The 22,569-nt window shown below is 69.9% G+C and carries 19 protein-coding genes and 1 pseudogene; 10 read left to right on the forward strand and 10 right to left on the reverse strand.

Annotated elements, in window-relative coordinates:
• The 7 genes from ACIOJE_RS39110 to ACIOJE_RS39140 all read left to right on the forward strand — a co-directional run.
• On the forward strand, positions 1–170 hold a 170-nt coding region (locus ACIOJE_RS39110; RefSeq protein WP_400783183.1), incomplete at its 5' end, for a winged helix-turn-helix domain-containing protein.
• Entirely contained in the window at positions 167–694 is a 528-nt protein-coding gene (locus tag ACIOJE_RS39115) for a transposase (protein WP_400783185.1), read from the forward strand. The genes ACIOJE_RS39110 and ACIOJE_RS39115, both read left to right, overlap by 4 nt.
• Positions 695–1,226: 532 nt before the next feature.
• The gene (locus ACIOJE_RS39120; protein ID WP_400783124.1) at positions 1,227–2,903 is read left to right on the forward strand and encodes an IPT/TIG domain-containing protein; all 1,677 of its coding nucleotides are present in this window, start codon (positions 1,227–1,229) and stop codon (positions 2,901–2,903) included.
• Positions 2,904–3,017: 114 nt separating this feature from the next.
• Positions 3,018–4,210 (forward strand): IS3 family transposase gene (locus ACIOJE_RS39125; protein ID WP_400783127.1). Its coding sequence is split into 2 segments (ribosomal slippage): positions 3,018–3,246 and positions 3,246–4,210, totalling 1,194 coding nucleotides; the frame shifts between segments, so codons are not numbered across the junction.
• A gap of 156 nt (positions 4,211–4,366) precedes the next feature.
• Positions 4,367–4,561, forward strand: a complete 195-nt coding sequence (locus ACIOJE_RS39130) for a hypothetical protein (RefSeq protein WP_400783130.1) — start codon at positions 4,367–4,369, stop codon at positions 4,559–4,561.
• Positions 4,525–5,532, forward strand: coding sequence for a helicase associated domain-containing protein (locus ACIOJE_RS39135; protein ID WP_400783133.1), 1,008 nt, complete (start codon positions 4,525–4,527; stop codon positions 5,530–5,532). The genes ACIOJE_RS39130 and ACIOJE_RS39135 overlap by 37 nt, the downstream gene beginning before the upstream one ends.
• Positions 5,533–5,741: 209 nt before the next feature.
• Positions 5,742–7,955 (forward strand): P-loop NTPase fold protein, encoded by a 2,214-nt coding sequence (locus ACIOJE_RS39140; RefSeq protein WP_400783135.1) that lies wholly within the window; start codon positions 5,742–5,744, stop codon positions 7,953–7,955.
• A gap of 118 nt (positions 7,956–8,073) precedes the next feature.
• On the opposite strand, the pseudogene ACIOJE_RS39145 reads toward ACIOJE_RS39140, so the two are convergent.
• Positions 8,074–8,430 (reverse strand): annotated as a pseudogene (locus ACIOJE_RS39145) (IS6 family transposase); the annotation flags it as partial.
• Between the two features lie 416 nt (positions 8,431–8,846).
• Here ACIOJE_RS39145 and ACIOJE_RS39150 point away from each other — a divergent pair.
• A complete protein-coding gene (locus ACIOJE_RS39150) occupies positions 8,847–9,923 on the forward strand; it encodes a replication-relaxation family protein (protein WP_400783137.1) in 1,077 nt (358 codons plus the stop codon).
• Here the strand turns inward: ACIOJE_RS39150 and ACIOJE_RS39155 are convergent.
• From ACIOJE_RS39155 to ACIOJE_RS39165, 3 genes are all read right to left on the reverse strand, one after another.
• On the reverse strand, positions 9,883–10,533 hold the full coding sequence (locus tag ACIOJE_RS39155) for a DUF4360 domain-containing protein (RefSeq protein ID WP_400783139.1): 651 nt from the start codon (positions 10,531–10,533) through the stop codon (positions 9,883–9,885). The genes ACIOJE_RS39150 and ACIOJE_RS39155 overlap by 41 nt on opposite strands.
• A 184-nt stretch (positions 10,534–10,717) precedes the next feature.
• Complete coding sequence (locus ACIOJE_RS39160) at positions 10,718–10,975, reverse strand: hypothetical protein (RefSeq protein WP_400783141.1); 258 nt, start codon at positions 10,973–10,975, stop codon at positions 10,718–10,720.
• 116 nt (positions 10,976–11,091) lie between these two features.
• Positions 11,092–12,558, reverse strand: a complete 1,467-nt coding sequence (locus ACIOJE_RS39165; protein ID WP_400783143.1) for an alpha/beta hydrolase — start codon at positions 12,556–12,558, stop codon at positions 11,092–11,094.
• Between the two features lie 442 nt (positions 12,559–13,000).
• Between ACIOJE_RS39165 and ACIOJE_RS39170 the strand changes: the two genes are divergently transcribed.
• On the forward strand, positions 13,001–14,536 hold the full coding sequence (locus tag ACIOJE_RS39170; RefSeq protein ID WP_400783145.1) for a S8 family serine peptidase: 1,536 nt from the start codon (positions 13,001–13,003) through the stop codon (positions 14,534–14,536).
• 416 nt (positions 14,537–14,952) lie between these two features.
• Here the strand turns inward: ACIOJE_RS39170 and thpR are convergent, their stop codons facing one another.
• Both thpR and ACIOJE_RS39180 read right to left on the reverse strand, forming a co-directional pair.
• A complete protein-coding gene (thpR, locus tag ACIOJE_RS39175; protein WP_280685142.1) occupies positions 14,953–15,570 on the reverse strand; it encodes an RNA 2',3'-cyclic phosphodiesterase in 618 nt (205 codons plus the stop codon).
• A 1,151-nt stretch (positions 15,571–16,721) separates the two neighbouring features.
• Positions 16,722–16,991: a hypothetical protein gene (locus tag ACIOJE_RS39180; protein WP_400783148.1), complete on the reverse strand. Its 270-nt coding sequence runs from the start codon at positions 16,989–16,991 to the stop codon at positions 16,722–16,724.
• A 238-nt stretch (positions 16,992–17,229) separates the two neighbouring features.
• Here ACIOJE_RS39180 and ACIOJE_RS39185 point away from each other — a divergent pair, with 238 nt between their 5' ends.
• Positions 17,230–18,114 carry an aminoglycoside phosphotransferase family protein gene (locus ACIOJE_RS39185; protein WP_400783151.1) on the forward strand — a complete coding sequence of 295 codons (885 nt, stop codon included), beginning with the start codon at positions 17,230–17,232 and terminating at the stop codon, positions 18,112–18,114.
• Positions 18,115–18,239: 125 nt separating this feature from the next.
• On the opposite strand, the gene ACIOJE_RS39190 is transcribed toward ACIOJE_RS39185, so the two are convergent.
• The 4 genes from ACIOJE_RS39190 to ACIOJE_RS39205 all read right to left on the reverse strand — a co-directional run.
• The gene (locus ACIOJE_RS39190; RefSeq protein WP_400783153.1) at positions 18,240–19,010 is read right to left on the reverse strand and encodes an IS6 family transposase; all 771 of its coding nucleotides are present in this window, start codon (positions 19,008–19,010) and stop codon (positions 18,240–18,242) included.
• 1,385 nt (positions 19,011–20,395) lie between these two features.
• Positions 20,396–20,869 (reverse strand): hypothetical protein, encoded by a 474-nt coding sequence (locus ACIOJE_RS39195; protein ID WP_400783155.1) that lies wholly within the window; start codon positions 20,867–20,869, stop codon positions 20,396–20,398.
• Between the two features lie 78 nt (positions 20,870–20,947).
• Positions 20,948–21,979, reverse strand: coding sequence for a transglycosylase family protein (locus ACIOJE_RS39200; protein WP_400783158.1), 1,032 nt, complete (start codon positions 21,977–21,979; stop codon positions 20,948–20,950).
• 94 nt (positions 21,980–22,073) lie between these two features.
• Positions 22,074–22,569 (reverse strand): hypothetical protein (locus tag ACIOJE_RS39205; protein WP_400783161.1); only part of this gene is annotated, 496 nt, incomplete at its 5' end.

A 22,569-nucleotide genomic window follows, 5' to 3' on the forward strand; every position in this document is an offset into this window, starting at 1 on the left:
CCCTGCTCAAGCGCCACGGCTGGTCCTGGCAGCAGCCGGCCCGTCGGGCGATCGAACGTGACGACGCGGCCGTCGAGCTCTGGAAGAAGGAGGTCTGGCCGCGGGTAAAAGCGCCGCGGCGGCTCGCGGGGCCTGGCTCGTCTGCGGGGACGAGGCCGGGCAGTCGCTGAGACCGCCGCGCGCCAGAACCTGGGGCCGCGTGGGCCGCACGCCCGTCGTACGGGTCCGGGGCAGCGGGTCCGGCAGAGTGTCGATGGCCGGGATGAGCTGCTACAAGAGGGGGCAACGCTCCCGTCTCATCCATGGGTTCCGCGTCCACCGAGGTCGCAAGGGCGAGCCCAAGGGCTTCACATGGAAGGACTACCGCGACCTGGTCCTGCGAGCACGCACCCAGCTCGGCGGCCCGATCGTGCTCGTCTGGGACAACCTTTCCGCCCACCTGATGCCACCCATGAAGGAGTTCATCGCCGCCAACCACGACTGGCTGACCGTCTTCCAACTCCCCTCGTACGCACCAGACCTCAACCCTCAGGAAGGCATCTGGTCACTGGTCAAACGCGGCATCGGCAACCTCGCGGTCGCCAGCATCGACCACCTGGCCAAAGCCGTCAAACGACGCCTCAAGAAGATCCAGTACCGCCCGCACCTGATCGACGGAGCACTCACTCAGGCCGGTCTGATCATGGACGGCTGATCACGACCAGACCCGACATCACGCATTCAAATTCAGTAGCTCGACCCGCAGGGCCTCCACCCGCTGCCGAGCGGCGCGCTCCCGCTCCTCCAACAACCCCATCACCGACGGCACCCGGCACCTCCAACGAAGAGACGACACAACACGCCATCCCTGCCGCCGAAACACCAAACCTATTCCTGACCAGCGGAAACGCACCCATCACTCTCGGAAAGACAACAGCTTCTAACTGAACGGCGTTGGTACTAGACGGCGTCTGGTCGGATGCGGGTCTGCTCTCAGATGTAGTCGTAGGCCGGGGAATTGGAGACGCGTCCGATCATGGTGAGGTGACTTCCGAACCAATTGATCGATCATCACACTTTTGGGCTATGTGTTGAAATCCTTGGCTATCAGGGTAATTCTAAATCGATGCATCGTCTCCGGCCCAAAGGCGAGTTGGTTTCCATCGATCATCCGCTTCACGCGGCGATGCGGCTCTTGCTTGCACGAGACATGGGCGGCATCCCGCTTCGCGAACAAGGGGTACGCCATGTCTGTCCTGACCGATGCCCGCTCCATTCAGCAGCGTGAGACGCGTTTCTCGCTGACCGCGTTTTCCGCCGTCGTGATTCCGGTTGGTGGCAATCCCCTGGGGGTAGCTCTCACGCCCGACGGGACACGCGCCTATGTGGCCAACAGGTCGTCGAACGCGGTCGACGCGATCGACACCGCCACCAACACCGTCATAGCGACCATCGCCACAGGCGCGGGGCCCACCCTCGTGGCGATCGCACCTGATGGGGCCCACGTCTACGTGAGCGTGGCCGCCGATGCGCTGCTCAGCGTGATCGACACAGCGACGAACACCGTCACGGCGAGCGTCGCGGTGGGGGCGGGAGCCACTGGCGTGTCGGTCACTCCGGACGGGGCCCGTGTCTATGTGGCGAACCAGAACGCGAGCACGGTCAGTGTGATCGACACTGCCACCAGCACCGTCATCGCGACCATCGCGGTGGGCGATGGGCCGACCGGCGTGACGGTCACTCCGGACGGCGCCCACGTCTATGTGGGCAACCTCGCCAGCAACACCGTCAGTGTGATCGGCACTGCCACCAACACCGTGACCACCACCATCGCCGGGCTTAACGGGCCCGCCGTTGTGGGGATCACCCCGGACGGCGCCCGCGGCTACGTCAGCAACGATGGCAGCGACACCGTCGCTGTGATCGACATCGCGACGAACACCATCACTGGCAGCATCGTGGTGGGCGGCCAGCCGCGTTTCGTGGTCGTCAGCCAGAATGGCGCCCACGTCTACGTGGCCGACTACGCCTCCAACACGGTCAGTGTGATCGACACCGCCACCAACACGCTCGCCGGAAACCTGAGCACCGGGCAAGGCCCGACCGGCGTCGCGGTCACCCCGGACGACTCCCGCCTCTACGTGACCAACACCGACGCGGGCACGGTCAGCGTCATCCCCCTGACCCTGATCCCCCACGAGGGAAGTACCAGCGGCGGCGCCACCGTGACCATCAACGGCCACAATCTCGCCAACGCCAGCGCCGTGCACTTCGGCACCGCCAGCGCCACCATCCTTACCAACACCGCGACCTCGATCACTGTCGTCAGCCCAGCCGGGGCCGGGGCGGTCCCCGTGACGGTCACCACCCCCGGCGGCACCGGATTCCTGGGGGACTTCATCTACTTCCCGGCCCCCCAGGTCAACGACGTCAGCCCCACCGACGGCCCCTCCGACGGCGGCAACCCCGTCATCATCACCGGCTTCAACCTCGCCGGCGCGATCTCCGCCTCTTTCGGCCCCAACCGCGCCACCATCCAGTCCGCCACGGACACCCAGCTCACCGTCACCGTCGCCTCCGCCCAGAACCCGGGCAGCGTCCCGGTCACCGTGACGACCCCGGGCGGAACCGCCGCCGGCCCCTATTACACGTACTGGCCCCAGCCGACCATCACCAATGTCACCCCCAACACCGCGTCGACCAGCGGCGGTACCCCCGTAACTCTCACGGGCACCGACCTTGCCACCACGCAACAAGTCACCTTCGAGAACGTCCCCGCCGACTTCTCCGTCATCTCCGACACGCAGATCACCGCCGTCGCTCCACAGCAATCTCCGGGCCAGAACATCACCATCTCGGTCACCACCGCCGGTGGCAGCAACTCCTGGAACTTCTTCACCTACCAGGACAACGCGTCCATCTGATTGGCACGTCAAGGCAGGGGCGCCTTCCGAGCGCCGCCGCAAAAGCGCCCAGCCCCGGCACGGCGGACCCCACCACACCCTGGCGACCCGTCAGACGATCACCCGCCCGTCAACGTGACAACACCTCCGTCGAAGTACTCGGACGAGTTCCGTCGTGATGCCGTCGCGCTGTACCGGGCCTCGGAGGGCCGGCGCACGTTCGCGGCGGTCGCGAAGGAGATCGGGGTCAATCACGAGACCCTGCGGAATTGGGTGCGGGCCGCCGACGCCGAGCCGGTACCGACCGGGTCGGCGCTGAGCGCCGACGAGCGGGCCGAGCTCGCGCGGCTGCGCAAGGCCGAGCGGGAGTGGCAGGTCGAGAAGGAGATCCTGCGCCGGGCAGCGACCTATTTCGCCCGGGAGATGAAGTGAGGTCCCGCCGCTGGGACTTCATCTCTGCCCACGCCGGCGAGTTCGGCGTCCAGCGGCTGTGCGAGGTCCTCGGCGTCGCGCGTTCCAGGTACTACGCCTGGCAGGCCGGTGCCCGGGCCCGTGCCGAGCGGGCGGCAGCCGAGACTGTACTCGTGCGCGAGATCCGCGCAGTCCACGAGGAGACGCGGGGCGTCTACGGGGTTCCGCGAGTGCACGCCGAACTGCGGTCCCAGGGGCGGGTGGTCAACCGTAAACGGATAGCCCGCCTGATGCGCGAGCACGGCATCGTGGGCCGTCACCTGCGCAAACGCTGCCGCACGACCGTCCCGGACAGGAGCGTGCCGCCGGCGCCGGACCTGATCGGCCGGGACTTCACCGCCGACCGCCCCGATGTCCGATGGGTCGGCGACATCACGTATCTGCCGGTCGGCGGCTCATGGATGTACCTGGCCACCGTCATCGACCTGCACTCGCGCCGCCTGGTCGGCTGGTCGCTGGCCGACCACATGCGCACCCGGCTTGTGGCCGACGCACTCGAAGCCGCGGTGGCCGCCCGCGGCGGCCGGGTCGACGGCGTGATCTTCCACTCGGACAGGGGCTCGCAATACGGCTCGGCCGAGTTCGCGAGAATCTGTCGGCGCCACGGTGTCCGACGGAGCATGGGGAAGGTCGGCTCAAGCTATGACAACGCCGCTGCGGAGAGCTTCTTCGCCTCGCTGAAGAGGGAGTTGATGCACGCAGTGCGCCGGGCCAGCCAGCACGAGGTGAGGCTGGACGTGTTTCGCGGGATCTCCTTCTACAACGTCCGAAGGCGCCACTCCACGCTCGGCTACCTCAGCCCGATCCAGTTCGAACAGCAGACAGCGGCGTCCCGTAGGATCACCCTCGCCGCATGAAACTCCGGTGTCCACATCCCGGGGGAAGGCTCACTCAACGCATCCCCCACCGACCTGCACGAAGGCTTCGCCGTCGGCGCCTGGCTGGGCCGCCAGCGGCATCAGGCAGGCGTCCATGCCGCAAAATTCACCACCCTCTACCCCGCAGGTCCACCGTTGGCCGCCATCGACTCCTGGTGGAACCCGCCCTGGAACGGGGATTGGCAGATCAACCACCGCGCCGCCCGCAAGCTCGTCGAAGACGGCCTCGATCTCATCCCCGCGCGAGGGTTTCCGGGCACGCCCGACTGGACCGGGCAGTGGCTCTATACCCAGTGCCTCGCCTACCAGCAACTCCACCCCGGACAGTAACAAAGGCTGGCGCGCCTTGGCATCACCGCCGCGAACGCCAGCACCGCGCGGCCCGCCGCATCACCCAGCAAGCGTCCTTCGAGACCGGGCTGAGCCACGCCCGTTCCTTCGCAGCCCGTTACGGACACCTCGCCACATCCAACAGCGACACACACGACGGCTACCGAATCGGGCACTGGCTGGCCGACAAGCGCAAACGAGCCGCCACCGACCGCCTCCCCCAGGATCGCGCCGACGCCCTCACCGCCATCGACCCCTGGTGGAACCCGCCCTGGGGCCTGCCCTGGCAGATCACCTACCACACCGTCAGAAACGAGACCCGCGGTCAGATGCTGAACGCGGCCGCGGGCTTCCCCGGACTCCCACCAAGTGCCACCCGATGGCTGTTCACCCAGTGCATCAACTACGACAGGCTCCACCCGGGCCAGCAGCAACTCCTCGCTGACATCGGCATCACCCCCACCGACTCGCGCGCAGCCAAGCCCCAGCACGAACCACGCGAGCGCCCCCACACCGGCGCCGGCCGCCCCCGCCCCACCGCCGTCTCCTCCTCCATCGACGGAGGCCTGCCCTACGCCCGCTCCTACGCACGCACCCGCGACGGACTCGGCACCGCCCACTACGCCACCGAACACGACGGCTTCCCCCTCGGCTGGTGGCTGCACGAACAACGCAAACGCGCCAAAGCCCACCACCGCCGCACCGGCCAAACCTGGCCCCACGAACAAGAATTGGCGACACTCGACCCCTGGTGGAACCCACCCTGGAGAATCAGCTGGCAACACACCTACACCAGCATCCTGATCGCCCTCGCCCACGGCCACCGCCAGTCAGGGAGCCAACGACACTGGCTCACCACCCAACACACGAACTGGCAGAACCTCCACCCCGACCAACAACACCTCCTCACCACCATCGGCATCGCGCCCAGGGACGACACGTCTCGTAGCACAGGTGAGCAAGGCCGCTGAGGGCACGGAGGCAAGCAGTCGGAGCCGCCAGCGATCCAGCTCAGCTGCGCCGTCGGCGTAGGCGCAGCGCACCGCCGGGCTTGCCGGGGCTCAAACCGCAGAGATCACCAGCACCTCGTCCACTGACGCAGCAGTCCTCTACAGAAGGACAGTTGGGATATGAGCGGAACCTGTGATCGAGGAAGCCGCGATGCTGGAAGATGGTCGCCATGGCCAGCCCCCAGTTCTTCAATGACGACACCGTCGACGGATCGCCTTCCCGGCCAGACCTGCTGGGCCGCGGGACGTACTCCCAGCACTGCGTCGAGCTCCTGCGCAGGGTCCGCGCACAGAGCGACTCGTCCGTCCTGGCACTGATCGGACCGTGGGGGTCAGGAAAGTCGTCCGTCCTGGAGATGACGATCGACCTGCTCACAGCCACTGGTACGGATCCGTGGCTCGTCGCCGAGGTCAACCCGTGGCTGTACCCGGATCTGGAATCACTGACCGCCGCTCTCTTCGCCGAGATCCGCAACGCGCTTCCCAAAGACAAGCGCTGGTCAAAGTCCCGGGAGAGCCTCGCCGAGTTCGGCAACTCGATCGCCCCCCTGGGTAGCCTGGCCAGCCTTGTCGGCGTGGATGCGAAGCCGATCCTTCAGATGGTCTCCAAGCGCATCGGGGGTGATACCAGCGCAACCGCTGCCAAGCGGAAGGTCACGGAGGCTCTGCGTACGGCCGACAAGCCCATCCTGGTCGTGATGGATGACCTGGACCGGCTTACCCCGGCCGAGTTGCTGCTTGTTTTCAAGCTCGTGCGGCTGGTCGGACGCCTGCCCAACGTGCACTACCTGCTGAGCTACGACGAGCACACCCTGCTGGACGTCCTGCGGCGCAGCGACCTGGTCGGCGGTGAGGAGACACGGGCGCGCGAGTTCCTGGAGAAGATCGTCCAGGTGAGGCTGGACCTGCCCGCATTCCGCGAGCGTGACGCCGTGAAGCTGGTGGAGCGGTGCCTGACGGAGGTCCTGGAGAGCCACGGCAAGCAGCTGACGTCCTCCGACGTGTCCAGATTCGCCGAGGCGTACGGCGGGCATCTCCAGACGCGCCTGAACACGCCGCGTGCAATCAAACGGTTCATGGCGCAGGTAGACGCGAGCCTGGGATCGGTGGCCCAGGATGTCGACCTGGTCGACTTCCTGCTCGTCACATTCCTGCGCACGGTGGAGCCAGGGGTGTACGGACTGCTGAAGCAGCATCGCGGCGAGCTGACGAACACCGCCTACCTCCCCCAGAGCAACAACCCCGCGGAAAAACTGGACCGCTGGCACCGGAGGGTAGAGAAGGCCGGCGTCGCCGAGAAGTACGTCGAAGGTGTCCTGGGGCTGCTCGCTGTCATGTTCACCCCGGTCGCTCAGGTGCTGAACACCTGGACCACCAGCGCGGCAAGCGACCCAGATCGCCGCCACGGCGTCGGGAGTGACGACTACTTCGACCGCTACACCACGTTCGCGGTCCCCGACGACGACCTGTCAGAAGCCGCACTCAGCCGAGCGCTGGACCAGATCGCCTCCGGCCTGCCCGGCGACGAGCACAACGCCCTTGTGGCCCGGCTGCGCGACGATACGCACCGAATAACTCGCCGGATCAAGCAGCGGCTGCCCCTCGACACGGGGGTAAGCGCTGACCTGCTCGCACTCCTCGCAGACGAGTACGGCAACGTGGCAGGCCCCGTCGAAGCATTCGGCATTCTCCGCCCAACAACAGCGGTCCAAGACACCGCCCTGCACGTACTGACCGGACTCCCCGCGGATGAACGCCCCGGCGCGCTCACACGCATGGCCCAGACGGCGGACGGCACCGTACTGGCCGTCCAGACCCTGCGCAGCGCTGTCTACCCGCCCCACATGACACCCACCGGAGACCTCGCCACCGACACGAGCCTCGCAGCCTGGGCCCGCACCAGCAGAGACAACCTGTCCAGCCTCATCCCCCCACACCTAACACCGGCCATCCGAGAGCCCGCGAACCACATCACCCCCCTTCAGCGGGAACTCCTCCTCGCATGGCGCATGCTCGCCCCCGGGCAAGCGAAGTCCTGGATCCACGAACGCCTCGACGACCACGACTGGGACCTGCTCCCCCTCCTGGCCCGCCTCACACCTCCCGACCTACTGCGCATGGGCACCAGCAGCAGCACGGTCCTGGGCCCCGTCGACCTCGACCGGCTCGACGCCCTCGTAGGCCTCACCCGCATCACCAGCGAACTGGCAGCCGAGATCGAAGCAGCCCCACCCCAGCTCCCGCTCACCACAACCCTGGCCACCCCGGACCTGGAACAGCAGCACGTCCTGGGCGCCCTGCGCCGCCACCGCGACCAGAACCCGCAGCCACCAGCCCCGCACCAGAGCGACCCAGCACACCTGAACAGCAACCAGCCGAACTGACCACCCCAGCTCACCAGCCACAACCCGGAACCGAACCCACCAGCCACCCACCGGACAGACAACCAGCAATCTGAACACCCCAGCTCAGAGCACACTCGCCTAACCAGAAAAACCGGGCGCGGACAGCGGCCTTCGCGTTCCGCCGGGACTGGACCAGGATGTCCAGGACGTTGCCGTGCTGGTCGACCGCGCGCCACAGGTACCGCCGCTCGCCGTTGATCTCGACGAAGACCTCGTCGAGATGCCATTTGTCCCCGGCCGCGGGTCGTCGGCGGCGCAGGCCGTCGGCGTACGCCTGCCCGAACTTCAGGCACCAGCGACGCACGGTCTCGTGGGAGACGATGACACCGCGCTGGAGCATCAGCTCCTCGACCTCGCGGAAGCTGAGCGGGAACCGGAAGTACAGCCACACGCAGTGCGAGATCACCTCCACCGGGAAGCGGTGGCCTTTGTACGACGGCGACACGCTCCCCACGACGACCTCCCAGCCGCGACCAACCCGAAGATCGTCTCACTCATCGGTCAACGTGACAGCACCCTCTGCGCAGCTGCCGCGGTCGTGGCGCCCACGAGCAGCAGTGCCGCGATGCCGATGAGGCCGGTACGCAGCGTTGACATGGTTCCTCCCGAACGAAGGCGATGGGATATGCCTCTGACAAGGTAGGAATCGCCCACTTCAGGGCCTATCGCCCGAACGGGTGAGGACCGCTCGCGTACCAAGCACCTGTGAGCGGGCGTACGCCTGCTCACAGCGGACAGCCGCTGGGTGGGCGTGTGGATCTCCAACGCCAAGACCAGCCGGGCCAAGCTCAGCGGGGAGCGGCTCGACCAGCTCGCCGCACTCGGGATCGACTGGCGCTGACCCCCGGGCGGGAGCAGTCGACCTCCACCATGAGCACCGGCACGCCGATCTCCGCCGCCTGCCACACGCCGTCCGGGCGCACCTTCCGCCGGGCCGCCCGGGAGCGGGAACTCCTGGAGACCGACCACGACGTCCTGGTGACGCTCCACCGCTTCACCCTGGCGACCGCCGAGCAGCTCCACCAGCTGCACGGCGGCGCCGCCGGAATCAAGCAGACCCAGAAGCGGCTGACCCGGCTCCAGGCCGAGGGCCTGGCGGAGCTCGTGACCCTGCCGCAGGCCGGGCGCGCGAAGGCCTGGCACCTCACCGCGGCCGGCTCCGCCGTCACCGCCACCTTCCCCGAAGCCCTGCGCCCGACCGCGCCGGCGCCCAGCTCGGAGAACCCGGCGGTGCAGCACGGGCGCGAGCACCTGCTCGACATCGGCCGGATCCACGCCGCCTTCGTCACCGACGCCCGCACCCGCGGCGAGGCCTGCGGCCCACTCGACCTCGTCCCCGCCCCCGAGCTGCCCACCGGCGCCGAGGTGTACCGGCCCGCCGCCCACCTCGCGTACACCGCCGGCACCGGCGACGAGCGGCACCGCCAGCGGGCGTTCATCGAGCGCCACCGCCCCGGCGTCGGCGACGAGCAGACCGCCGCGCAGCTGGCGGCCTGCGCCCGGGTGTGGGAGCAGGACGGCGAGGGCGGAGCGGGGCGGGCATGGGAGCGGCGCTGGCGCTCCTTCCCGCGGCTGCTGGTGGTCCTGGTCGGCACCGGCGCGGCCCAGGTGCGCCCGGTGATGGCGGACCTGCGGCTGGCCGCCGAGGAGAACACGGCCGTCGCCGAGCTGCTCGCCACCGTCCCGGCCGGCGCTGCCCGGATCGAGGACCTGGTCCAGCGCGGACCGTCCGCGCCCATCTGGCACTCGCTCGGCGCCCGGGGCGTGCGGGTGGACGGAGCTGTAGGAGGGCGGGGGGCAGGAACGGCGAAGGGGCGGCCCGAGCGCGGGCCACCCCGGCACAGTGCTACCAACGACTACGAGAGCCGTTGGCCTGGACGCACCCGCCGATCGCAGCGCCAGGAGATCACTGACACCGCTTCCAGGCCAGGTGGTACACGGTTTTGATCCTGCCGTCCGTCGAATCCATCTCCATGAAGCTGGTGGCGCTCGGGCTCGAGGTGCCGCGCTCGACCTGCAGTTCAGTGTTGATGTCGAGGTTGCGCTCCTCCCCGCAGGGGGCGAAGACCAGGGCGGCAACGTCCACGGTGTCGGTCACCTGCCAGTTACCGGTGAACCCGCCCTTGAAGTGATGGGTCGAGTTGGTGGTGTGGGCGTTGCCCTGGAAGTGGTAGCTGGCCCGCTGGGTCCCGGACGCACCCGGCGCCAGTGACGCGAAGCCGCTGTAGCCGGCGGACACGATCGCGTAGGTGTAGCCACCGGGGACGTGCACGAGCAGGTTGAGCTGACAGTTCTTCTGGAAGTCGGCCGGCACCGAACCGGGCCCCACCTGGGCAAGGTAGTTACTGTAGGCGACGGTGAAGGCGGTGTTGTCAGGGGACACGGCCACGGAGGCCGTCCCCGCCGGGCAGCCGGAACCGTTGAGCGCCACGCTGTCGATGACGATCCGGTCCGGAGGCGGGGGCGGGGGCGGGGGCGGGGGCGGGCTGCCGCCGAAGACCGACGAGCCGAACAATGATGTGGCGACACCAGTCGCAGCCAGCGCGCGGAGCACCATGGGCTTCCCTTCAATCGTCCACGGCTCCAGGGCGGGCGTCGCTTTCCGAGCCCGACCCCCGGATTTCACGTCGGCATCGCACCACACGTTGCGTGTCCGCGTACAGAAGGTGACGATCCAGTCACTCAAACAGCCTTCAAGGTGGAGGCACTAGCCCGGATGCAGGCCCCGAGGCCGTTGCCCGTCACAGCCGGTACGGGGTCGCCGACGTGGCCGCTTCATCGGCGCCGGGCGGCATCGTCGGCAGCGGCCAGGACGGATCCGGCTCCCAGCCGGGCCAGCCGCCGGCGAACGGCCCGGCGCGATCGTCCGGCATGCCGATCGCCCGCCCGCGGGCCCGCTCAAGCTGGCGGCCCACATAGTCGTCGACCACACCGAGGCGGCGCAGCGTTGCTGGATCGAGAACACCCCGGCGGGGGACGCATGGCTCCAGCAGTTCCACGCACAGGACTGAACACCCCGGCGGGGGACGCATGGATCCAGCAGTTCCACGCACAGGACTGAACAGCCCGAACGCAGACTCGGGACCCTCGCAGGATCAGTGCGTTGCTGCACTAGCTAGCCGCCGCAGGTCAGGTCCTTCGCGGGCAGCCGGCCCGTGGTCAGGTAGCGCGTGACACTGCCGTCCGCGCAGGACGGGCCGGCCACCACCACGCCGTGGCCCTCACCGTCGGCCACCGTGACCATCCGTGCGCCGTGCAGTGCCCGCCGCATGCCCTGGGCCATGTCCAGCGTCGCCTGCGGGTCCCACTGGTTCTGCACGATCAGCGCGTTGACGTCGTTGTTCACCACGGTGGCCGACTCGCCGCCCGCCGACTTCCAGAACGCGCACGGCTGGATGTTGGCCCCCAGGTCGCCGGCCAGCGGGTACCTGGCCCGGTCACGGACCGCGTCCCGGCGGTACTGCTCGGGGTCGCGCGGCCAGCTGCGGGTGTCGCCGCAGAAGACGGCCCACACGGCGGCGGTTGTGTTGTCCGACGGAACGACCGCCGGCACGGCCGGTACGGGCGGCCCGCCCACGGCCGCGGCCTTCAGCGCGACGATCCAGGGGGTGACGGCCTCGAGGTGGACGAACGCGGCGTACCCGGAGCGGATGGCGTCGCCGTCGAGCGCCCCGTCCTCGGTCGGGACGGGCGTGCGGTCGGCGTGGGCGACCAGGTCCCAGTACGTCTTGCGGACCTCCTCCGCGGTGGCACCCAGCCCGTACGTGGCGTCGCGTGCGGCGGCCCACTCGGTCCACCGGGTGAAGGCGAGTTCGGCCCCCGCCGCCCCCTCCCGGAGCGTCCCGCGCCACGCGAGCGCCGGGTCGAGCGCGCTGTCGAGCACGAACCGGTCCGAGCGCTGGGGGAACATCTGCGTGTAGACGGCGCCCAGGTAGGTACCGTAGGAGTGCCCGAAGTAGGAGATCCTCCTCTCCCCCAGCGCCGCCCTGACGACGTCCATGTCCCGCGCCGTGTTGCGGGTGGTGATGTGCGGCAGCACGTCCCCCGCCTTGGCGCGGCACTTGTCGGCCACCGCCCGGGCCCGTTCCACGTCCTTCGCGAACGTCCCTGCGGCGTATGGGTGTTGGAGGCTCCGTTCGTCCTCCGTCAGGTCGCAGCCGATCGGCGAGCTCTGCCCGACCCCGCGCGGGTCGAACCCGACCAGGTCGAACCGATCCCGCACCTGCGGCGACAGCAGCGGCTCCATCTCCACGGGCATGGTCAGCCCCGGGCCGCCCGGGCCCCCGGGGTTCATCAGCAGCACGCCGTGCCGCTCCTTCGCGCTGCCCGCCTTGACCCGCGATATCGCGATGTCGATCTTCCGGCCCGCGGGGTCGCCGTAGTCCACCGGCACCGTGACCTTCGCACACTCGAACGCCGCCGGGCGGCCCGCGTCGCAACGCTCCCAACGGAGTTGCTGCCGCGCGTACCGCTGGAGCGGGTCGCCCGCGGCGAACGCCGTCGCGGGGGTGAGCGCCGCCAGCACGGCCGTCGCCGCCCCGACCGTCAGCGCGGAAATCGTTCGCCCGTCTCGCAGAACCATGCCAGTCCTCTGTGCAGAATCGGTGTCTCGGATTGTCTCCAGTCTCCGTTCCGCCGTACCCGCACCACGTACGGCGCGGGGATGGGCTCAAGATCCGACTCGCGGCGTACGGCGAGGTGCTGACGTACGGCCGGGGTCCCGTTTTCCGCCATCCGCCGGGGCCGGGTGAACCGACCGGCTGCCTGCCGTTGTCACCGGGGCACACCGCGGGGTCGGATTGGGGCGTAGCGACGTGCTCGGCGGGTGTCCGGGGTGTCCGGCCGCCGTATGACGGCGGGAGGGGAACTCGCCGCGCGGGCCGTCCTGGTCGCGGTCTGGTCGCGGTCGGCACCATCAGGCGGGGTGGCGGGATAGCTTTACCCCCCGTACCACCCGTCACGCACCCGCCCGGCTGGCACTCTGCTTGCGGGCGGGTCCTGCACCCGGATGATGTGGAGACCACATGGCTCGACGACGCTCCTTACTCCGGCTCGGCCTGGCCGTACCGGTCGTGCTGTCGCTGACCGCCTCGCTCGGCTTCCTCCCCGCCTCGGCCTCGGCGACGCCCCGAATACCGTCCGCCGCGCGGGCCGAGGACGCGCACACCCTGGCGTACGTCGTCAACACCAGGACCGACCGCCGCACGATCGCGGAGGTGCAGCGGGCCATCACCGCCGCCGGCGGCACCATCGTCGTCCCGTACGACGGGATCGGCGTCATCGTCGTCCACTCGGCGAACCCCGACTTCGGCAGGCGGCTGCGCGCGGTGCGCGGCGTGGAGTCGGCCGGTGCCACGCGGACCGCGCCGCTCAGCGCCGCGGGGACGACCGACGAGGGTGCGGTGCGGTACCTCTCCGAGGCCGAAGCCGCGAGGATCGGGAAAGCCTCCGGTGGCGGCACCGAACCACTCGAAGCCGAGCAGTGGGACCTGCGGGCGATCGGCGCGGACAAGGCCGCGGAGATCAACCCCGGCAGCAGGGACGTCACGGTCGCCGTGATAGACACCGGCGTCGACGACACCCACCCGGACCTCGCCGCGAACTTCTCCCCCTCGCAGTCCGCGAACTGCGCCAGTGGCAAGGCCGACACCACGTACGGCTCCTGGCGGCCGGTGGATCCGAACTACTTCCACGGCACGCACGTGGCGGGCACGATAGCCGCGGCCCGCAACGGCATCGGCGTCGCGGGCGTGGCACCCGGTGTGAAGGTCTCCGGCATCACGGTCTCCCAACCCACCCCGCGCCAGCTGATCTACGCCGAAAGCGTCGTCTGCGCCTTCGTGTTCGCCGCCGACCACGGTGTGCAGATCACCAACAACAGCTACTACGTGGACCCGTGGCAGTACAACTGCCTGGACGACCCCGACCAGAAGGCCATCGTCGACGCGGTCAACCGCGCCCAGCTCTACGCGCAGCGCAAGGGCACCCTCAATGTCGCCGGGGCCGGCAACGCCAACCACGACCTGGCCTCCGACGCCTTCACCGACGGCGGCAGCCCCAACGACTCCACCCCGGCGAGTCGGACGGTCGACCCGCGCAGGTGCTGGGACCTGCCCGCACAACTGCCGGGCGTCGTCACGGTCAGCGCGACCGGCGCCAAGAGCGCGAAGTCGTACTACTCCAACTACGGCCTCGGCGTGATCGACGTCGCGGCGCCGGGCGGCGACCAGTACCAGGCCTCGGACACGCCGTCCGGGGAAGGCGGCATCCTGTCGACGCTGCCGAACAACCAGTACGGCTACGAGCAGGGCACGTCCATGGCCACTCCCCACGCCGCCGGTGTGGCCGCGCTGCTGAAGTCCGCCCACCCGCACGCGACCCCGGCCCAGTTGCAGGCACTGCTCAAGGCCCAGGCGGACAACCCGGGGTGCCCTGCCGACCCGGCCGACCCGCACGGCGGGAACGGCGACGGCACCGCGGCCGCCGTCTGTGCGGGCGGCAAGCGCGTCAACGGCTTCTACGGCTTCGGCATCGTCAACGCACTGCGCGCGATCGAGTAGTCGGCACCGCACAGGTCCCACTGCCGTAGTCGTCCCCACGACTGCCCTGTTCCGCGCCTGAACGCGGGCGCCCCGGCCGTTCCGGACGGGGCGCCCGCGTTCTTCGGGCCCGTCGGGTCGACGGGCGTGCAGGTAGCGGTCCACCAGGCACAGCAGGCGCCGGGTCGCCACCGGGGCCGGGCCTGCCGTGGGGCTTCACCACCGCGCCGACACCCTGCGTGGTGAGCATCCCGGAGCTGTGCGGGCCCAGCGCCTGCCCGCTCGGCCCGTCCGGCGTCAGCGCCATCAGCCGGTCCTGCAGCAGCAGCCCCGCCCCGTACCCGAAGGCGGCTGCCATGACCAGGACCAGGGCGACGGGCAGTGCCTGGTCGAACACGAACGGCGTCGGCTCCCCCTCGCAGGTACTCGCCCGCAGGCTACGGCTCGGTCAGCGCGCCGCCGCCCCGGGCCCGGACGGCTGCGCCGAACCGCCACGCCTCGATGTCGCGGTAGCGGATCGGTCCCGGGCCGCGGCCGATGTTGCTGCCGACGAGGTGGAGGCGTTCGGTCCGCCACGGCCGGCCCACGAAACCGGTCAGCCCGGCTGCGGCCTGCGGCACGCTGACGGGGTCGTCACGGCGGGACCGTGCCAGCGTCAGATGGGGGCGCAGCGGCCGGTCCCTGAACTCGATTCCGCAGGACCTGACCAGGTCCCGCACGCCGGTGGCGAGCAGGTGCAGTCCCTCCAGGTCCCCGTCGATCCCGCTCCACAGCAGCCGCTGGTCGAAGTGGCCGCCGCTGCGCAGGCCCAGGTGCAGGGCGGGGTGCGACGCGGCTGGACCGGCCAGCGCCGACCGCAGCAGCGGCACCGCCGTGGACGGCTGTTCGCCGAGGAAGGCCAGGGTGATGTGCCAGTCCTCGATCCGGTTCCACCGCAGCCGCGGGTACCTGGTGTAGGCGGGCTGCAGGGCCCGGGCCAGTTCGTCCTTGGCGTCGTCGGGCGGGGCCAGGGCCACGAAGACGCGCAGGGTCGATGGTTCGGGGTGATCGTCCACGAGGGGGAGGTTAGCCGAGGGCAGGTCGGCCGTGCCCGCCGGCGGCGGGCAGGCCCGGAGCCGGCGGCGGGAACGGCGGCGGGGGCAGCCGCGGGGACGGCGGGCTCCTGGTCGACGTCAGCGACCGGGACAGCGGCGGGCACCGAGACAGCCGGGGCGTCGGCGCAGCCGCGCTCCCAGGCCTGGGCGGTCCCGCTCCAGACCATGCCGATGGCGTCGAGCTCCGACCCGCGGACCGGGTCCAGGGCGCCGGTCTCGCCGAGGTGGCGCCGGTTGCGCAGCCACGCGCGCAGCTCGCGGTCCTCCCCGATGTCCGGCAGGGTCGAGGTGGCCGTGCCGGACACGGAACGCGGCCGCCGGCCGACGCGTGCGCTGCCACCGGGCGGCGCGCGGTCAACGAGTCGGAAGCGGACACCTACCAGGCCCTCGCCCGGACCTGCAGCAGCTCCGGACCCGGCGGCGGCGACAACCCCTACGTACGTGCCGAGCACCCGGCACCCGGACCAGCCTCACAGGGAACCACCACGGCGGGTCCGGATATCCCCCAGCCCTTTCCATGGGATCTGAGCAGAATTCACCGGCCGAATACCGTGACGATCTCCAACCGGCCGTCAATTCCCAAGACGGCCCGGACACGCCTCCAGACCCGCCGGAGGCGCGGCAGACCCCGCCAGCACGGAAGCTTAATCACGCACAGTCACCAGTCCGGGCCGGTCCCACACAGCGAGACAGACCCGCACGACCCGCCTGGATTGGTTCAACCAATCCTGGTCGACGGGCCTGAAAGCCCGAAAACACGCTGATTCTCACTCCGACCGCTGGATGAGGTCACACCCGAGCCAGGGCCACCCGGCGGGCCACCCCGTAGCGGGGCTCTCGTAGGCTGGCCCGGCTGCCCGCCCCCACTCCATTGCCCGGGGACGGGCAGCCTCCAGGCGGCGAGCCTGTCCAGGACCCGGCGGACCCGGCGCAGCCGGCAGGGGTCGGCGCGGCGGCCCTTCTCCAGGCGGGCCAGGGTGCGGGCGGCGGCGGCGGGGGTGTAGCGCAGGTTTGGCATCGTGGTCTCCTTCGTCTGGGCATGCGAAAGGGCCCGCTCCCTCGATGAGGGGGCGGGCCCTTGGCGGGTCCGGGATGGGTGCTGGCCTTGGGCGTCAGGTGTTGCCCGGCGTGGTGGCGTTGAGGCGGTTTCGGCATTCGGCGGCGGACTGTTTGGTCATGCCGAGGACGGTGCCGACCTCGTTCCAGGTGGCGCCGGCGGTGCGGGCGGTGTCGGTGATCCGTACTTCGGCGGCGTCCAGGTCGGCCCGTAGTCCGGGGATCAGGCTGAGGGCGGCGAGCGCCTGCGCCTTGGTGATGGCGTCGTCGGCGGTGGCGGCGGCGTGGGCCTGGCAGGACGCTGTGGTCTTCTTCGTCGTCGTCATGGCGCCACCCTGGCCGGGGTTGGCTGTGGACAGCGGCGCTGACGACGGAGCAGCGCGGCCCAGCCGGAGGTCACCAGGCTGGGCCGCGCGCACTGGAAGGGGCAGCAGGCCCCCCGGGGGGCCTGCGCGGTCGGTCAGATATCGGGTGGGTTTTACTCGCGTGGAGCAATGTCTGTCTGCTCACACTAGAGCCTAGACAAGGGGGTACCTGTTGAACGATGTTCCAGATCTTGGGCCCATGCCCCAGCGGGTCGCCGTCAGTGCCGAACAGGCAGGTCGGCTCGTGGCCGAACAGTTCCCACAATGGGCCGCACTACCTGTGACGGCTGTGGAGAACGGCGGCTGGGACAACCGGACCTTCCGCTTGGGCGACAACATGTTGCTCCGCCTGCCCAGCGCGGAGGAGTACGCCTTGGCCGTGGAGAAGGAGCACCGTTGGCTACCCGAGCTGGCACCCGCTCTCCCGCTGCCGATCCCGGTGCCGCTGGCGAAGGGGAGTCCTGGTGCGACCTACCCGTTCGCGTGGTCGGTCTACGGGTGGATCGACGGCACGCCCGCGACGTTCGAGTCAGTCGTCGATCCGATCCGCTTCGCCGAGGGCCTGGCCAACTTCGTCGCCGCGTTGCAGAGCATCGATGCCTCGGAAGGGCCACAGCCTGGCAAGCACAACTGGTTCCGTGGAGCAACGCTGCGGACCTACGAGGCGCAGGCGCTCAGTGCGCTGGACGAGCTGCGCGGCCACATCGACGTCGCGCCGGCACATGAGTTGTGGACTCAGGCGCTCGAGGCGCAGTGGGACGGGGCCGACGTCTGGTTCCACGGCGACCTTGCCCAGGGAAACCTGCTCCTTGAGGACGGACAGCTCGCCGCCGTCATCGACTTCGGTACGTGTGGCGTGGGGGACCCCGCTTGCGACCTCGCGATCGCGTGGACCTTGCTCTCGGCCGACGGCCGCGACTTGTTCCGGAAGCGGCTGGGCGTCGACGATGCGACGTGGGCGCGCGGACGCGGCTGGGCGCTGTGGAAGACGCTCGTCTCGTGCGCCAACAGCCTGGGCGAGGACGGCGCTGACGCCCGTGACACGCGACGCGTGCTCTCGGAGATCCTCGCTGATCGAGGCTGAGGGGTCGTAGGGGCGCGTGGACCCACCGGGTCCACGCGATCACGCCCATGGGCGTTGTCATGTTGTCGGGGTGTAGGTGTCTGGCGGTGTGTCAGGGCGTGGTCGAGCCAGTTGTCGGTTCTCGCTCAGGCCACAGTGGGCAGGGCGGCGACGCCGGCGATCTGGTCCCAGATCGTGAAGCGGACGGTCATCTCGAGGCGGTGGTCGGGCGCGGTGCGGTTGCGGCGGCCGGGTCGGAAGTGCGGTGAGATGCCGCTGAACGCGGCCAGGAATCGCTGGGCCCCGCCGACGCCGCGGAAGCCCTTCATGGCGCGTTCGCGTTGCCTGGTCGGCTGGTGCGAGTTCTCGGCCCGGTTGTTCAGTCCCTTGTGCGAGCGGTGCTCGACTGAGGGCATCACCTCGCGGTGGGCGGCGCCGTAGGAGCGGAGCTTGTCGGTGACGACCACCCTCGGCACCGTGCCAGTCTGCTTGAGGAGCCGGCGGAAGAAACTCCTGGCCGCAAGCTTGTCGCGGCGGTCCTGGACCAGGATGTCGAGCACGTTGCCGCTCTGGTCGACGGCCCGCCACAGGTACTTCTGTTCGCCGTTGATTTTGATGAACACCTCATCCAGGTGCCACTTGTCGCCGGGCCGGGGGCGTCGGGGCCGGGGCGGTGCGCAGCCGGGCGGGCGGCGGAGCGGGGGCGGGAGTGCGGGCCGGGGGGAGGTACTGCGGGATGACGGCGGCCAGGCCTTCGGCGGCCTCCAGGAGGAGCGGGTCGGCGTGGGGCTGCACGAGGAGGGCCTAGGCGAGGTGGAGCGTGCTCTCCAGGACGGCGGCCTGGTACGGACGTGGCGCAGCGCGGCGATGGCGTCCACGGCCTGCTCGGCCAGTTCGTCGCCGAGTGTGGCGTCCACGTCAGCTACAGCGGGCCGCGGGAGGGGCGGCCCAGGGCGGAAGGCAAGACGGCCACACCCCGGTCGCGGCAGGTGCCGGGCAGCGTGCGTTGCCAGCCGGGCTGTCGGCGATCGTCAGCCTCCGTGGTGCTCATTCACCAGCGAGACGAGGATGAACAGGAAGAACAGCACTAGGAGGACGGCGGCGCCGGCGCAGCACCCTCCGGCCCCAATCCCATCCGGATTCCCGTCTTTGATCTGTACGGCGCCACCCGGCTCGATGTGGGGATGGCGCTGGGCGTAGTGGGCGAGCAGTTGGTCTTCCGAGGATGACTCTGTGGTCCACCCCGTCATGAAGCCGCACTCGCCACATGCTCTCCGGAATTGCGCCATTTCCCCCCCCAGCGCTCAACTTCCTTTCCAGCAGGAGAGCATGACGAAACGATGTCCACAAGGGGGGCGCTCGCGCCGCTGTTACGTTCCGCCGAGGCGGCCCAACAGGTCCGGGCCCTGGAGCACAGAGAAGCCGTACAGACCCCGACGCCCGTGCTGACGATCGTCGCTGCGGACTCCCTCGGCGCGCGGGCTGGGCCGAGGCCGCTGGCCGGTCTCGAAGGTCGGCGGCGCCAGGGCGGTGCGGGCGGGCGGCGGGGAGGTACTGCGGGATGACGGCGGCCAGTCCCTCGGCGGGCGGCGGCGGGGCGGCTCCAGGGTGGCTGTTGGCGGCCTTGGGGGCGCTGTTGGGGGCCGAGGGTACCGGCCGCGCCGGCCCGCCGGGCAACGCGGCCGGTATCTGCCGGACGCACCATGACCAACAGCCCAGCAGAGTGCAGACCCCCGGCTGTCCGGACCGTCACCCAGAACCGCACCCATCCATCACCAGCAACCAGGGCAGAGGGACAGACAGGAGGGGGGTTGCCTGATTTTCAGGCGCCCCGGAAACCACCTCTGAGCTGCGTAAACGCTCGGCGGCGGGCGGAGGTGACGGGGTACCTGCGGTGGTAGCTGCGGGCCTGGCTGCGGTGGTGCCCTCGGTGTCACCTGCGGTGGTGCCTACGTGCAGTCGGCGCGGCGCCGGGAGCGGCCGGTCGTGCCGGCCCTGGTCGGCGCGGACGCTTCGCCGGACGCGCAGAAGAACACCGGCCCGCCGCAGGCGCGACCCCGAACCGAACCGACCGACCACCTCACTACCCAGGACAAAGGACAGAAGAAGGGGTTGTCGGCTTTTCCGGCCCTCCGAAAACACGGTTTGACCTGCGGTGATGCAGGGCCGGGCCTGAGGACTGTGGACCCACGGGACGCTCCACCTGACGCCTCACCGGACGCCTCACGGGAGGCGGGCGGTCAGGTGGGCTGCCGGGCTCCGGTGACGTCAATCAGGCTCTGCTCCAGGGCCTGGCGGACGATCAGGGCGGCGTCGTCGTTAGGTCCCTGGTGATAGGGGCGGCGGCATTGCCGAGCCGGGCCGCTGGCGGTGTGGTCAGGTCAGGTGCTGGTTCCGGGCGGCGCGGAGCAGGGCGACGGCGTGGGGCGCGTCCGTGGAGAGCCAGGTGTCTCCGCCGGTGGCGTCGGTGATCAGGCGGCCCTTGATGTAGGTGGCCCTTGATGTAGGTGGCCCAGCCGTCGCCGAGCGCCTCGACCCAGCCCAGCAGGCGGCGGTCCGGGTCGCGGACGGCGAACAGGTCGGGGGTGCTGTTCCAACCCTCCACCACCAGGTCGCTCCCGTCGATCCGCCAGGTGCCGGTCGGAGCGCCCCGGCCGCGGGCGAGCGGTGAGTGGGCGGTGGGCTCGGCGGCGAGCGCCAGGCGCAGCTGCCCGGGAACGGTAGCCGGGTTCCGCGCGATGTCGGTGGTCGGCGCGGTGGTGTCGGTGTTCGGCACGGGTGTGGACGGCAGCGGGAACGCACGCGGTCCGCCGGAGTCGGTCGAACCGCGTGCGTGCGATGAGGAGCGGCCGGGTTACCAGTTGCCGGTGATCGGAATCCAGCCCGGGTTGCCGAAGGTCACGGTGACGGCGGTGTTGGTGTTGTCGTTGCTGAGGTAGAAGGTGCCGCTGCTCGGGTCGTAGGCGCCGATGGTCGAGGGTCCCTTGCCGGTCCACTTCCCTACCAGCGGGGTCCAGCCCGGGTTGCCGAACTTTGCTGAGCCCAGCGTCGCGCCTGCCTGGTTGCCCTCGTAGAAGGTGCCAGTGTTCGGGTCGTACGCGCCGACTCCGTAGGTGCCGGTGCCGTTCCAGTCGCCGACCAGCGGGATCCAGCCCGGGTTGCCGAACTTCACGGTGGTCGTGGTGTTGACGTTGTCGTTGCTGAGGTAGAAGGTGGCGGTGTTCGGGTCGTAGGCGCCGATCTTGCTGGTGCCGGTGCCGTTCCAGTCGCCGACGAGCGGGATCCAGCCCGGGTTGCCGAACTTGATGGTGGCGGCGGTGTTGACGTTGTCGTTGCTGAGGTAGAACGTGCCCGTGGCCGGGTCGTACGCGCCGAGCGACGAGGTGCCCTTGCCCGTCCAGTCACCGGCCAGCGGCTTCCACCCGGCGTTGCCGAACTTCGCCGAACCCAGCGTCGCGCCCGCCTGGTTGCCCTCGTAGAAGGTGCCAGTGCCCGGGTCGTAGGCGCCGATGCCGTCCGGGTAGGGGGCGGCGGTGTCGGTCGCGAGCCCGGTACCCGGGGCGCACCCCCAGGCGCGAGCGCCCTGGGAAGCGAGGATCTTCTCGGCGATGAGGATCTGCTGCTTCTTGGTGGCGAGGTCGGGGCGCGCCGCGTACGCGGTGCCGCCATAGCTCTTCCAGTTGCTCAGGGATATCTGGAGGCCGCCGTAGTAGCCGTTGTTGGTGTTGATGCTCCAGTTGTTGGTGCTCTCGCACTGGGCGATCTTGTCCCAGGTGCTCACGGACGCGGCGCCTGCCGGAGCCTGGATGGCGACGGTCAGGCAGGCCGTGCCGGCCAGAACGGTGGCGGTGGCGCGCAGGCGGCGGGTGAACGAACGGTTGGTCATGGCTGCGGGGCTCCTCGGCAGGGATGACCGCCGGTGGCCGGGCTGGACCCGGCCACCGGCGATCCGGACGAATCTCGGACGGTGGCGCGGCGGGTTACCAGCGGCCGACGATCGGGGTCCAGCCGGGGTTGCCGAACTTGGTGGTCACGGCGGAGTTGGCGTTGTCGTTGCTGAGGTAGAAGGTGCCCGTGTTCGGGTCGTAGGCGCCGACGGTCGCGGTGCCCCTGCCCGTCCAGTCGCCGGCGAGCGGAGTCCAGCCGGGGTTGCCGAACTTGGCGGAACCGAGCGTGGCGCCGGACTGGTCGCCCTCGTAGAAGGTGCCGGTGCTCGGGTCGTAGGCGCCGATCTTGCTGGTGCCGGTGCCGTTCCAGTCCCCTACCAGCGGGATCCAGCCCGGGTTGCCGAACTTCACGGTGGTCGTGGTGTTGGCGTTGTCGTTGCTCAGATAGAACGTGGCGGTGCTCGGGTCGTAGGCGCCGACCTTGTCGCTGCCGGTGCCGTTCCAGTCCCCTACCAGCGGGATCCAGCCCGGGTTGCCGAACTTCACGGTGGTCGTGGTGTTGGCGTTGTCGTTGCTCAGATAGAACGTG

The sequence above is a fragment of the Kitasatospora sp. NPDC087861 genome (assembly GCF_044742585.1).
GTDB lineage: Bacteria > Actinomycetota > Actinomycetes > Streptomycetales > Streptomycetaceae > Kitasatospora.

Coding starts and splice junctions, on each gene's coding strand:
- ACIOJE_RS39185 (WP_400783151.1), top strand. CDS start 17,230: ATGCCCCAGCGGGTCGCCGTCAGTGCCGAACAGGCAGGTCGGCTCGTG.
- ACIOJE_RS39180 (WP_400783148.1), bottom strand. CDS start 16,991: ATGACGACGACGAAGAAGACCACAGCGTCCTGCCAGGCCCACGCCGCC.
- ACIOJE_RS39200 (WP_400783158.1), bottom strand. CDS start 21,979: ATGACCAACCGTTCGTTCACCCGCCGCCTGCGCGCCACCGCCACCGTT.
- ACIOJE_RS39140 (WP_400783135.1), top strand. CDS start 5,742: ATGGCCAGCCCCCAGTTCTTCAATGACGACACCGTCGACGGATCGCCT.
- ACIOJE_RS39150 (WP_400783137.1), top strand. CDS start 8,847: ATGAGCACCGGCACGCCGATCTCCGCCGCCTGCCACACGCCGTCCGGG.
- ACIOJE_RS39170 (WP_400783145.1), top strand. CDS start 13,001: ATGGCTCGACGACGCTCCTTACTCCGGCTCGGCCTGGCCGTACCGGTC.
- ACIOJE_RS39165 (WP_400783143.1), bottom strand. CDS start 12,558: ATGGTTCTGCGAGACGGGCGAACGATTTCCGCGCTGACGGTCGGGGCG.
- ACIOJE_RS39155 (WP_400783139.1), bottom strand. CDS start 10,533: ATGGTGCTCCGCGCGCTGGCTGCGACTGGTGTCGCCACATCATTGTTC.
- ACIOJE_RS39120 (WP_400783124.1), top strand. CDS start 1,227: ATGTCTGTCCTGACCGATGCCCGCTCCATTCAGCAGCGTGAGACGCGT.